Annotated in this window: 11 protein-coding genes; 8 read left to right on the plus strand and 3 right to left on the minus strand. The window is 45.6% G+C overall.

Annotated features, from left to right (window positions below; translation table 11 throughout):
• Positions 1–122: 122 nt before the first annotated feature.
• Positions 123–2624, minus strand: a complete 2502-nt coding sequence (locus KG631_RS07290) for a S8 family serine peptidase (protein WP_213997513.1) — start codon at positions 2622–2624, stop codon at positions 123–125.
• 285 nt (positions 2625–2909) lie between these two features.
• On the opposite strand from KG631_RS07290, the gene KG631_RS07295 reads away from it, so the two are divergent.
• From KG631_RS07295 to KG631_RS07315, 5 genes are read left to right on the plus strand one after another with little or no spacing between them, the layout of a single operon-like run.
• Complete coding sequence (locus KG631_RS07295; RefSeq protein WP_213997520.1) at positions 2910–3314, plus strand: curlin subunit CsgB; 405 nt, start codon at positions 2910–2912, stop codon at positions 3312–3314.
• Positions 3315–3336: 22 nt separating this feature from the next.
• On the plus strand, positions 3337–4824 hold the full coding sequence (locus tag KG631_RS07300; protein ID WP_213997527.1) for a hypothetical protein: 1488 nt from the start codon (positions 3337–3339) through the stop codon (positions 4822–4824).
• Between the two features lie 32 nt (positions 4825–4856).
• The gene (locus tag KG631_RS07305; RefSeq protein WP_213997534.1) at positions 4857–5234 is read left to right on the plus strand and encodes a curli production assembly/transport protein CsgE; all 378 of its coding nucleotides are present in this window, start codon (positions 4857–4859) and stop codon (positions 5232–5234) included.
• 12 nt (positions 5235–5246) lie between these two features.
• Complete coding sequence (locus tag KG631_RS07310) at positions 5247–5633, plus strand: curli assembly protein CsgF (protein WP_213997540.1); 387 nt, start codon at positions 5247–5249, stop codon at positions 5631–5633.
• Between the two features lie 2 nt (positions 5634–5635).
• Positions 5636–6466, plus strand: a complete 831-nt coding sequence (locus tag KG631_RS07315; protein ID WP_213997547.1) for a CsgG/HfaB family protein — start codon at positions 5636–5638, stop codon at positions 6464–6466.
• 7 nt (positions 6467–6473) lie between these two features.
• Here KG631_RS07315 and KG631_RS07320 read toward each other — a convergent pair whose 3' ends face one another.
• Positions 6474–7082 carry a LuxR C-terminal-related transcriptional regulator gene (locus KG631_RS07320; protein WP_213997553.1) on the minus strand — a complete coding sequence of 203 codons (609 nt, stop codon included), beginning with the start codon at positions 7080–7082 and terminating at the stop codon, positions 6474–6476.
• A gap of 195 nt (positions 7083–7277) precedes the next feature.
• Between KG631_RS07320 and KG631_RS07325 the strand changes: the two genes are divergently transcribed.
• Together KG631_RS07325 and KG631_RS07330 are read left to right on the plus strand one after the other, a co-directional pair.
• Positions 7278–7763, plus strand: a complete 486-nt coding sequence (locus tag KG631_RS07325) for a low molecular weight protein-tyrosine-phosphatase (protein WP_213997559.1) — start codon at positions 7278–7280, stop codon at positions 7761–7763.
• A 116-nt stretch (positions 7764–7879) separates the two neighbouring features.
• Positions 7880–9232 (plus strand): class II 3-deoxy-7-phosphoheptulonate synthase, encoded by a 1353-nt coding sequence (locus KG631_RS07330; protein ID WP_365868437.1) that lies wholly within the window; start codon positions 7880–7882, stop codon positions 9230–9232.
• Positions 9233–9301: 69 nt separating this feature from the next.
• Here the strand turns inward: KG631_RS07330 and KG631_RS07335 are convergent, their stop codons facing one another.
• Complete coding sequence (locus KG631_RS07335; RefSeq protein WP_213997562.1) at positions 9302–10111, minus strand: pyruvate, phosphate dikinase/phosphoenolpyruvate synthase regulator; 810 nt, start codon at positions 10109–10111, stop codon at positions 9302–9304.
• Positions 10112–10248: 137 nt separating this feature from the next.
• Here KG631_RS07335 and ppsA point away from each other — a divergent pair, with 137 nt between their 5' ends.
• Complete coding sequence (gene ppsA / locus KG631_RS07340; RefSeq protein WP_213997563.1) at positions 10249–12627, plus strand: phosphoenolpyruvate synthase; 2379 nt, start codon at positions 10249–10251, stop codon at positions 12625–12627.
• The last annotated feature ends 203 nt before the right edge of the window (positions 12628–12830 follow it).

Raw genomic sequence — 12830 nt, forward strand, 5'->3', positions numbered from 1 at the left:
GGATGAATCAAAGACTGCAACACGTATTTGAATCCGATCTCTATACTAGCTGCTCTGGCGAGGGGATCAACAAAAACAATAAGGCAGCCGAAGCTGCCTTATTCAGAGTGGTTAATGAGAGATCAGAAGTTTACGACCAAATCAGCTGAACATACGGTTGTGCCTTCCAGGCACATGCTATACGTAGCTGATGGGGCCATTGAGTTAAACCGATCGCGGTGTCTGCCGTCATTATCGATAGTTTCGATATACATACCATCACGATATAGGTCGACATTGCCGGTTGCACCAGTCCAACGTAAATCAACTATTGTTGAACCGGTACGAGCCCTGATAGCCCGGTGCAGGGTAAGACTAATATCACTTTCCACTACAGCTACTGATTGACTAGTCATATCAGTTAAGCCGGTGTCATCAGTAACTGTCAGGCTGACGGTATAAGTGCCCTCTGCAGCATAGCTATGGCTTGGGTTCTGTTGATCAGACATAGTACCGTCACCGAAGTCCCAGCTCCAACTGCTGATATCATCGTTCGCATCTGTTGAGGTGTCTGTAAAATCGACATCGAGGCCTGACGCAACATAGCTAAAGCCCGCTACAGGTGCTTCCGGGTCTGGATCAACAACATCGCCACCAAGAGCGGTAATCGTTAAGCTCCAGCTGTTCAGCGTACCCAGGTCAGCACCTGCATTGTCGGACACATTTAGCGTCCAGTCACCTTGCATGGCTTCACCATTGAAGGTATCTACCACCCAGCTCTCAACCAGATCATCTTCACTGCCACCGGCACGGTTATGCAATGTATGCTCGGTTCCTTGTGGTGAGGTAAGGGTCACAATTAAGTCACCGCGCCAAGTATGGGTAATATCCACCCCGGCCTCAACGCCGAACACAGTACCTTCATTAGGTACATTAATGACACTGGTTATACCGTCGGCGTCGTTATCAGGGATGTCTACCGGAGTCGTATTTTCAAAGCTGAAATCCGCCAGACCTTGCGGCAACACATCAAGTGTTGCTGACACGCTCTTAATCACTTCAGGATCTGCTGCGTCAACACCGGTTACCGTGATTAAGTAATCACCCCATGACGTATCAGCCATTGTGGGTACCGTTACGGTGACAGTGTCACCCGGTTCAGCAGTTTCTGCAGATAAGCTTGCCCCTGCAAGGCTTGGATCGGTGCTGACACTGAGATCCACCGTGCCCATCCAGTCTGCCAGATTACCCACATCCAGGGTAAACTCTGCCGTTTCACCGGCAACAATTTGCTGGCTGCCAGGTGATAATGACAAGCGGAAACTTGGGGTAGGATCAGCGTCTGCCAATGCATTAACCAGGTTCAGGCGTTTACCTGAAACAGTTTTACCATCGAGCGAGGCAAGCTCATCCCCGCTATCCATCAGAATAGCTTTCATTTCCAGTGGCGTAATTTCCGGATTAATAGACCATAATAACGCCGCTGCACCCGCGACGTGAGGCGAAGCCATTGAGGTACCGGAATAAGAGGCATAGCCATTACCCGGAATAGTTGACTGAATGGCTGAACCCGGGGCTCCCAAGTCTACTGATGTTGCACCATAATTTGAGGCGCCAACAGCAAATACCGATAAATCGTCATTCCGATCAGTCGAAGCCACTGACACTATCACATCCAAATCATATGCTGCCGGATACATTGGACTGACGTCTGCGTCGGCACCATCGTTACCTGACGCGGCAATAAACAAAATGCCAGCGTCGCCACCTGACTGAATAGCGGCTCTGAGCGTTTCAGAGAAACCACCGCCACCCCAGGAGTTATTGGTGGCTTTGACATTAACACCATAATTTGTCTTTAAATCAGTAAAATAGTCAATACATTCGATAGCGCCAGCGGTGCTGCCACCGGTAGGGCCCAAAAACTGGCAAGGTAACAGCGTCACATTCCAGTTTACCCCGGTTATACCAACACCATTGTCGCCACTCGCACCAATAGTGCCGGCGACATGGGTACCGTGACTGTCGCTGTCCATCGGGTCGTTATTTTCATTAAGAGTTGAGTAACCATGTGGGTGTCCGGGATAGCTGCCGTCGTTTTCCCAGCGATTTGGAATAAGGTCAGGGTGATTATAATCCATACCGGAATCGATTACGCCAATGACAATATCCCGGCTGCCAGTTGTGATATCCCAGGCCTCAACTGCGCTAATGTCAGCGCCGGCAGTGCCACCGTTTTGCCCGGTATTATCAAGTGCCCACATTTCACCAAAGCTAGGGTCGTTTGGCACCGCAAGAGGCACGTTTAGCGCTTTAACCAGATAGTTAGGTTCTGCAACTTCTATTGCCGGATTTGCAGCAAGTTGTTTAATTAAAAAATCCCGACTTACCCCTTTAGGTACATTGATTTTTGCGATACGGCCATCAGCAATGTGGCGCATTTTAATGTCACGGCCCTGGCTATCGAGCTGGCGTAAGCTGGCACCACTGCGTTTAACAACAGCAACACGCTCTTGCTTAGATACCCCGGGTTTAAACATAACAAGTATAGAATCATCAGCTTCAGCAGCTTTATTAGCAGCGAATGCCGAACCAGAAGATAGCGCTGCGGCAATCGCTAACGCCAGAATTTTTTGCTTGGACATATGAGTTCCCATTTTAATTATTTGTAAAAAGTATGCTTGTTGCAGCACCTAATAGCATTAGCATGGTTATTAACAATTTGCTCATAACTTGCAAGAAATAGTAGGAAAGGGTTAGTAGCTTAGGACGGCAATATGTTAATAGATTAGCCGTACTTTACTGTATTTAATGACGAATAAAATTTGTAAAAGGTTGCCAAATTGAAATAAAAATAAAACTTTTGTCCTATTGTAGCTTTTTGATATGTCTTTAGTCTGGAACTTGTAATAACAAATGAAGGAATATTTGTGCGTAATGTAAATGTTAAGGCAGTAATTATGTCCGCAGGTTTGTTAACCAGCGGATTTGCGTTTGCAGATGTTTCTGTGCAATTGACTTCACTTATAGAGCGCCACGCTCTGGCAAACGGTGTCGATATCACTCAGTTAGGCGATCTAAACGTCGCTGATGTAACACAAGGTGGCGACGCTAATTACGCTGTATTACTGCAGCAAGGCGTGCTTAACCAGATATTTCTGCAGCAGTACGGCAGTGGCAATCAGGCACAAATCAGTCAGTACGGTAATAACAATGTTGCTGATATTTTACAGCAGGGAGAGAGCAATCTGATCCAGTTAGAGCAATGGGGAAACCGCAGTTTTTCCATTGAGCAAATTGGTAACGGTGCTGAAATCTCAATAATTCAATACTAATAAGAGACTCAGGGAGATTCACATGAACCTTATTAAATCACGTAAGCATCTATTAAGTATGGCTATCGCTTTATGTTTTGCTGGTAACGTTATGGCAGAAAATGAAGCAATTATTATCCAAAGTTCTGGTGCTGGCTCGCTGGAAGGTAATACGGCAGAAGTTACTCAGACAAATACTGGCGGTACAGCTAACCTCGCGGTTGTTGAACAGATTGGCGAACTGAACTATAGCAGCATTTTACAAAATGGATTGTGGCTTGAAGGTTATAGTTTCAACTCCGGCAATGATAACACCGTACGCCTGGAACAATTTGCCGACTGGCACATTGCTTACAGCGACATTGTTGGTGACGAAAATATCGTAACCGCTACCCAGGATGGTTTTTATAACCAGGCAGACGCTGTCATTAACGGCAACGTTAATGATGCAGTAGTATTTCAGGCTGGCGATTTAAACGAAGCAGTTATTACCCTGACCGGTGATATGAACGTGGCCGAAATAGAACAGACTGGTAATGCAAACTGGGCGAATGCCAGTTTTACCGGCAATGAAAATATGTTTTACAGTTTTCAGGAAGGTAACGATAACGAAGCTGGCATGCTTGATGCTGCTGGAAACCTTAATGAATTTGAGGCTGAGCAGTTTGGTGATCAAAACGTTGGTGGCGTAATTGGTTTAACCGGTGATGACAATGCTGTGTATGTGCAGCAAGATGGTTTAGCAAACGTATTTATTGCTAGCAGCGTAGCGGGTAACGATAACTTTATCGATATCCGGCAAGAAGGCTTTGATAACGTATTTTTAGTCGAACCCTTAAGTGGCAATGACAATATGGTGCTTATTGATCAAACGGGTGACAGCAATTTGGTAGAAGCGCCTATTGGCTTGGTCGGTAACGACAACCTGATTGATATGCGTCAGGATGGCAGCCTAAATAATGCATTGGTTGCAACCGATGGTGACGGTCATAATCTGACGGTTTACCAAAATGGTGATGTTAACACTGCAGAGATGATTTTAGGTGGTGATAGTAACCAGGGAGACATCTACAGCTTTGGTAACAATAATTATGCTGGCATCGTATTAATTGGTGCAGATAGCAGTGCAGAGGTACGTCAGCTTGGTGATGAAAACTTTGCGTTAATTGATGTGCTGGGCGATGACAATGAAATTGACGTCGAGCAGGATGGTAATCTCAATGAAACGCTGATCACCAGTGAAGTTGCTGTGGCAATGAATACGATAGATGTTGAACAGAGCGGTGATTTAAACCTGGTTGACATCCTGGTGGAAGGTAGCGGCAATATCGCAGATGTTTTGCAGGAAGGCGACGGCAACTGGGTAGCGGGTAATGACGGTTACTTTGCACTTTCAGGTGAAAATGGTACTGTAAGCATTAGTCAGATCGGTAATGATAATCTGGTGCTTGGTGAGCAGTATGGTAATGGTAATATTATGAATATTACCCAGCTTGGTGATTTCAATACCGCAATTGTTACACAAAACTAACTTGAAGGGCGGCCCTTGGCCGCCAACGGTATATGAAACTATTTTTTCTGCTAGTAGTATTGCTGCTGCCAATAAAGGCAGCAGCAAATGACATCGAATTAAGCGGTTTAGTTATTGACCGCACCATCTCACGTTTTGGCAAAGACTTTATGTTTTATTATTCAGGATACTGGCGAGATATGCCAGCTACTGAAGGCGTGTCTGTTGTCATATACGAGCAAGTATATCCCCAAGCCGGTACATTTTTATGGGTAGAAATGAATCAACAACGTGTATATCAGACCTATTTTGGTCGGCGCTACAACAACGTTAAAGACATGGCAGAGCAAGCCATTTTGCGAAGTATTAATGAGTTGGCTAATATCCAGGCCAGTATGCTGTTAGGTGAACAGGATCAAGAAATATTCTAAAAGGGAATAATAATGAAGAAATATGTAGTACTGCTATTCCTGCTGGCAACTGCCTCTGCCAGTGCAACCGAGTTAGTTTATACCCCTATAAATCCCAGTTTTGGCGGAAATCCGTTAAATGGCAATTTTTTACTGCAAAAAGCCCAAAGCCAAAATGGGTTTACAGAAGAGCGGCCAACACTGTCTTTCATTGATAAGTTTCAGGAAGCGCTGGAGCGTAACATTATTAATTCGCTGACCAGACGAATTGCAGATGGCGAACTGGTTGATGGTGTTTATAACACGGGAGAGTTTCTGGTAGAAATTACAACCGGCACGGATGGCAGCGTTATTGTTAACATTACTAACCTCGATACAGGGGAAGTCACCATTATTACTATTCCTGTGATAGGAGGTTAATAATGAAAGCTGTAATTATTATAACAATGGTATCTGCTTTAGCAGGATGTTCTCTGGTATCAAAACCCGAGCTGAATATTACCCCGGCCAGTGTCGACGCAATAAGCCCTACGATGTTGAATTTACAAAAGCAGGCAAAACCACGCACTCAGATCCCCGTATCTGTTTACGCTTTTCGGGATCAGACCGGTCAGTATAAGCCTCAGGCTAATGTCTCCAGCTTTTCAACCGCTGTTACTCAGGGCGCAACGTCGATGTTAACCCAGATCTTGCTCGATAGTGGCTGGTTTGCGCCGTTGGAACGAGAAGGGTTGCAGAACTTGCTTACTGAACGGAAAATTTATGGTTCAAATAAAAAGTTAACAGACTTGCCACCGTTAAAAGAAGCTCGCCTGGTGTTTGAAGGGGGTATTATTGGCTATGAAACTAATTTAACAACTGGCGGTATTGGCGCAGAGTACTTTGGTCTGGGTTTATCGGAATTGTACCGGGAGGACCAGGTTACCGTATATCTGCGGGCTATTGATGTGTACAGTGGCCAGGTGCTGTTGTCCGTTTCAACAACAAAGAAAGTATTTTCTCAGGAACTTCGAGCAGGCTTGTTCCGCTATGTATCATTGAACAGGCTGGTTGAAATGGAGGGTGGCTATTCTACTAACGAGCCGGTGCAATACTGCGTAAAGCAAGCAATGGAGAGTGCAGTTGTTGAGCTTATAAATGTTGGCCTGGAGCGTGGCTTCTGGCGAACAGATGATCAGGCTAATCTTTTGCCACACAGCCGTTGCCCAGGTATCGACTATCAGGGTTGGATTCCCCGCTGCAACCAAGCGTAACGGCAGTTCAAACCCGGTTTCTAGCTTGAGTCTTCCTGAAAATAGCTGACAGATGCGCTTTTACGGTATGGGCGCTTATATTTAATATTTCTGCTATTTCTTTATTTCTGGCACCCTCGGCGACCAGAGCTATGATACGTTTTTCTTGTCTGGTCAGTTGGGCATTAGTGCCGGCGGCAATGTCGGAACTCAATTTTTTAGGTTTATTGATTAGCAAATCGACGACATCAGACATCACGGAGCGGGAGTAGTATAACTGGCCAGACATTAAGGTTTTAAGCGCAGTCAGCACCCGATCAAGTTGCTCATCCCGATAAATCAGACCTCTGAGCCCACCATGCACGGCAAGTGCTGGATCGATGAGCGCACGTTCGGCCTGAAATATAAAAACCGGACAGCGTTGCATCAGAATTGCTAACTCACCGGAAATACCTTTTTTTGTCAGATCATGGCTGTTAAATTGGCAACCAACCAACACCCCTGATTTAACCGGCTGTTGCATAAAGTCATTGCGACTACATTGCTGGACTTTTATTCCGACAGACTGAGCTAACATCGCTGTATTGTGTAATTGCTGACGCTCTGACAGAATTATTAGTCTGGAAAACCGTTCCATTGTTTTCACCTCCAAACGACTTTAGTCTGGTTCATAGACTAAAACGACAATGAGTATACTGTACCGCGCTGCTGTCAATTGCAACTATTGATAGCGGTAAAGTTAAAATAAAGCTACTTTACTGCGGTTGGTTTTGCTGGGTAGGACAGGATAAAAATTCAGAATTTTATGCAGGGAATAACATCAGGGGAAATCATGCTTGCAAAGAAAATATTAATTGTGTGTTTAGGGAATATTTGTCGCTCACCAACAGCACAGGCAGTACTGAGTCATAAAGCCAGGCTTAGGGGGGTAGAAATTGAAATTGACTCTGCTGGCACCAGTGCATCTCATAAAGGGGAGCGTCCGGATAGCCGCAGTGTCAATGCAGGGAGTGGCAGGGGTTATAATTTTACCGGAATTTATTCCCGTCCGGTATTTGAGCAAGATTTTGCTGATTTTGATCTTATTCTGGCCATGGATAACGAAAACCTGGCAGAACTAAACAGACGCTGCCCGGCAGAACATTCGCACAAAATTAAGCTTTTCCTGTCTTTTCATCCAGAGTATCCGGCGATAAACGAAGTTCCCGATCCATACTACAGCGGCAGTAAAGGATTTGAGCTTGTGCTGGATTTAATAGAGCAAGCTTGTGACCAGTTACTGTTGGCGCCGGAGCTTACCGAAATCAAGACGTTATAACAGCTTATTACTATATCAATTGATTTAGTACGAAAAACTCTTAGTACAGCATTGAATTTACGTCCGGAAGTCTATAACTTTGCAGACGTCTTAATCTTACTACATATAGGAAAACCATTGTGACCACCTGGACGCCAGATAGCTGGCGAGCTCTGCCTATTCAACAACAACCGTCCTATCAGGACCAGCAATTACTGCAGCAAGTTGAACAACAACTCCATCGGTATCCTCCGTTAGTGTTTGCTCAGGAAACGCGTGACCTGCATACTCAGTTAGGTCAAGTCGCACAAGGCAAAGGTTTTTTGCTGCAAGGTGGTGATTGTGCCGAAAGTTTTAACGACTTCAATGCACCAAAAATTCGCGACACTTTTAAAGTATTATTGCAGATGGCAGTAGTACTAACTTACGCCGGTGGTTTGCCAGTGGTTAAAGTGGCCCGGATGGCAGGGCAATACGCTAAGCCGCGCTCCAGCGATCTTGAAACAATAAATGGTGTAAGCCTACCAAGTTATCGCGGTGACATTGTTAATAGTTTTGAGTTTACCGAAAGTGCCCGCCAACCAGACCCAAACCGTCTGGTAACGGCGTATCATCACTCTGCTGCTACGTTAAATCTGCTCAGAGCCTTTGCTCAGGGGGGGTTAGCGGATTTACATCAGGTCAGTAAATGGAACATGGGTTTTGTCGAATCCAACCCTTTAAAAGACCGTTATCATAATGTAGCACAGCGGATCCAGGAAGCATTGCGCTTTATGGAAATCTGTGGCATTACCGCTCAAAACTCACCGTCTATTCGTGAAACCCAGCTGTATACCTCACATGAAGCCTTGTTACTTAATTATGAAGAGGCGTTGACCCGACGTGATTCGCTGACTGGCGACTGGTATGATTGTTCCGCGCATATGGTTTGGATAGGGGAGAGGACCCGTCAGTTAGATCATGCCCATCTTGAGTTTTTCCGTGGTATTCATAACCCCGTGGGTGTGAAGATAGGCCCGGGAATGCAACCTGATGAATTAATAAGGTTAATTGATGCCCTCAATCCTGACAACACGCCTGGTAGACTAACGTTAATCACCAGAATGGGTGCTGATAAACTGGCTGATAAATTACCTGCTTTAGTGCGCAAAGTTAAGGCAGAAGGCCGGACCGTCGTCTGGAGTTCAGATCCAATGCATGGCAATACAGTAAAAGCCAGCAACGATTTCAAAACCCGGGATTTTGAAGCTATCCTGCGAGAAATTCGCAGTTTCTTTGCTGTTCACAAAGCGGAAGGTACCCATGCTGGCGGGATTCATCTGGAAATGACCGGCGAACATGTTACCGAATGTACCGGCGGGGCTTATGGTCTTAGTGAGCATGATTTAAGTAAGCGTTACTTTACCCAGTGCGACCCGAGGTTAAATGCCGACCAGGTACTGGAACTGGCATTTCTGATTGCTGATACCTTAAGCGCAACCCGCAAATAATAGTGTTGTTTAATACAAGCTTATGTCAGATTACTGTGGAAATGTAAAAGGCCGGCCTGGCCTTTTACTTTAATACTTATGTCGTTTCAGCCCGGTTTTAGCAATTATTTTTGCCGATATTTCTTCTATTGACAGATGAGTTGAGTTTAGAAAAGGAATTTGCTCCTGTCGATACAATGCCTCTACCTCGTTTAATTCAGCTGTGCATTGCCGGATAGAGGCATAGCGGCTGTCCGGCCGGCGCTGCTGACGGATCTGACTTAACCGCTCAGCCGTAATACTCAGGCCAAATAACTTATCTTTATTTCGCATCAACTCTGCTGGCAGTCGTAATGCCTCCATGTCTTCTTCGACAAACGGATAGTTGGCGGCTTTAATGCCATATTGCAGAGCGAGATACAGGCTGGTTGGTGTCTTACCTGAACGACTCACTCCCACTAAGATAATGTCGGCCTGGTCAAAGTTCTTCATATTGGCGCCATCGTCATTCGCTAGGGCAAAATTAACCGCATCAATTCGAAAATCATAGGTTTTCTCGTGCATACTATGGGTGCGGTGGGTTTTAGGCACCGGCGCAATACCAAGCTCACGCTGGATCGGTTCTACAAAGGTATTAAGAAAGTCATAGCAAATACCACTGCTGCTATTAATGATATGGCGCAAGTCATCATCAACAAAGGTCTGGAAGATAAGAGGTTTTACCCCCGTTGTTTTATACCGATCATTAATCCGCTGTTTAACTTGCTGCGCCATATCAGTCGTCTCGACGAAAGGGATGGTAATGTGCTCGAATTGTGCTGGAAAAAGAGTAAGTAAGGCATGACCAAATACCTCAGCTGTAATGGCCGTACCGTCAGAAATATAGAAAGCTGTCCGCACTGTAAACTCCGTTTTGTAGTTATAAAATTACATGAAAATTAAGGTTTTAAATAAGCCCGGTCAGAGTGTAAAATCACATTGTTATGTAATGCTGGCTGTAAGCTTACACGCCCTACGACAAAAAATGGAGACGAACTGTGCAAGAATTTGTGATTTGGTATGAAAAGCTAGGTATGCACGATGTGGATCGGGTAGGCGGCAAAAATGCGTCTTTAGGAGAAATGATCAGCAACCTGGCCAGTGCCGGGGTACAGGTGCCTGGCGGATTTGCCACCACAGCAGATGCCTTTAATCAGTTTCTTGAACAAAGCGGGGTTAATGAGCGTATTTACCAGTTGCTGGATGGCCTGGATGTGGATGATGTCAATGCATTGAGCAAAGCCGGTGCACAAATCCGGCAGTGGGTAATTGAGACGCCATTTCAACCTGAACTGGAACAGGCAATCCGCGATGCCTATCAGCAACTGCATGCCGATCCTACTCATGATGTTTCGTTTGCCGTGCGCTCTTCAGCCACAGCTGAAGATATGCCAGACGCTTCTTTTGCCGGTCAGCAAGAGACTTTTCTCAATGTACGTGGTTATGATGCAGTAATTATTGCCATTAAGCATGTTTTTGCTTCGTTATTTAATGACAGGGCTATCTCCTATCGGGTGCATCAGGGTTACGACCATCGCGGTGTGGCGCTGTCAGCCGGGGTGCAGAAGATGGTGCGTTCTGATATTGCCTCGTCCGGTGTTATGTTCAGTATAGACACGGAATCTGGTTTTGAAGAGGTGGTGTTTATTACCTCTTCCTACGGTTTGGGCGAGATGGTGGTACAGGGCGCCGTCAACCCGGATGAGTTTTATGTGCATAAGCCGACATTGGCGGCTGGTCGGCCAGCAGTCGTTAAACGCAATTTAGGCAGTAAAAAAGTTGAAATGGTGTACTCGAATGAGCAGAGCCATGGCAAGCAGGTGAAGATTATTGATGTCAATGCTAGCCGCAGCCGGCAGTTTTCTCTAACCGATAGTGAAGTTGAAGAATTGGCTAAACAGGCGGTTATTATTGCGGACCATTATGGCCGGCCTATGGATATCGAATGGGCGAAAGATGGTAATGATGGCAAACTTTATATCGTACAGGCCAGACCGGAAACCGTGAAAAGCCGGGAAGACAGTAATAACATGGAGCGCTTCCAGTTACAGGGGACCGCACCTGTGCTGGTGGAAGGCCGGGCAATTGGTCAGCGAATTGGTGCCGGTACCGCCAAAGTACTTAAAGGCATAGAGCAGATGGATCAGATTATGCCAGGTGACGTGCTGGTAACAGATATGACCGATCCGGACTGGGAGCCCATTATGAAAAGGGCCTCAGCTATTGTTACTAACCGCGGCGGCCGTACCTGCCACGCGGCAATTATTGCCAGAGAATTAGGAATACCTGCCGTAGTTGGTTGTGGTGATGCAACCAGTAAAATTAAGACGGGGCAACAGGTTACAGTTTCCTGTGCTGAGGGCGACACTGGCTTTATTTATGATGGCAAGCTGGACTATAAAGTTGTCAGTAGCCGGGTAGACCAAATGCCGGCGCTTGATTTAAAAATTATGATGAATGTGGGAAACCCTGAACGGGCATTTTCGTTTGCCAAGTTACCCCATGCTGGCATTGGCCTGGCCCGTTTGGAGTTTATTATCAACCGGATGATAGGTGTTCATCCTAAAGCCTTACTTAATTTTGACAAGCAAACGCCTGAACTTAAAACAACTATCAGTGAGATGATTGCGGGCTATGCCAATCCGGTAGAGTTTTACATTGCCAAGCTGACCGAAGGCATTGCTACTCTGGCCTGTGCCTTTGCGCCGCAAAAAGTCATTGTCCGGATGTCAGATTTTAAATCAAATGAATATGCTAACCTCGTGGGTGGCCGGCAATATGAACCCCATGAAGAAAACCCGATGATTGGCTTTCGGGGGGCGTCACGTTATATTTCAACAGATTTCCGGGATTGTTTTGCGCTTGAGGTTGAGGCATTAAAACGTGTGCGCAACGTGATGGGTTTCACCAATGTAGAAGTCATGATCCCGTTTGTACGCACCCTGGAAGAGGCTGCAGCGGTGATTGATTTGCTGGCAGACCATGGTTTAAAACGGGGCGAAAACGGGCTGCGGGTCATTATGATGTGCGAGCTGCCATCTAATGCCTTACTTGCAGAAGAGTTTCTTGAATACTTTGATGGATTCTCCATTGGCTCTAATGATCTGACCCAGCTGACTCTTGGGCTGGACAGGGACAGTGGTTTAATTGCCCATTTATTCGATGAACGCAATCCTGCAATATATAAACTGCTGGAAATGGCCATTAAAACCTGTAAAGCCAAAGGTAAATATATCGGTATTTGTGGTCAGGGTCCGTCAGATCATGAAGATTTTGCTGGCTGGCTGATGCAACAGGGTATAGATAGTGTGTCATTGAATCCGGATACCGTACTGGAAACCTGGTTATATCTGGCTGAAAAATTTGGCAAACACTAAATTTCGCTGATTTAAAGCCCCGCAATGCGGGGCTTTTTGTTATCTTCAACCCACCTTGCAGCTTTGTCATATTAAAATCGTTTAAAAAACCATTAAACACGTCACAGCGACGGTGTGAAACGTAGCTATTAACCGCTTGTTATGGCAAATTACAGAAATTAAAACTCGATAAAAACCAACAACAATAATTACAGGGGAAGCTA

The sequence above is a fragment of the Arsukibacterium sp. genome, assembly GCF_018402695.1.
Lineage (GTDB): Bacteria > Pseudomonadota > Gammaproteobacteria > Enterobacterales > Alteromonadaceae > Alishewanella.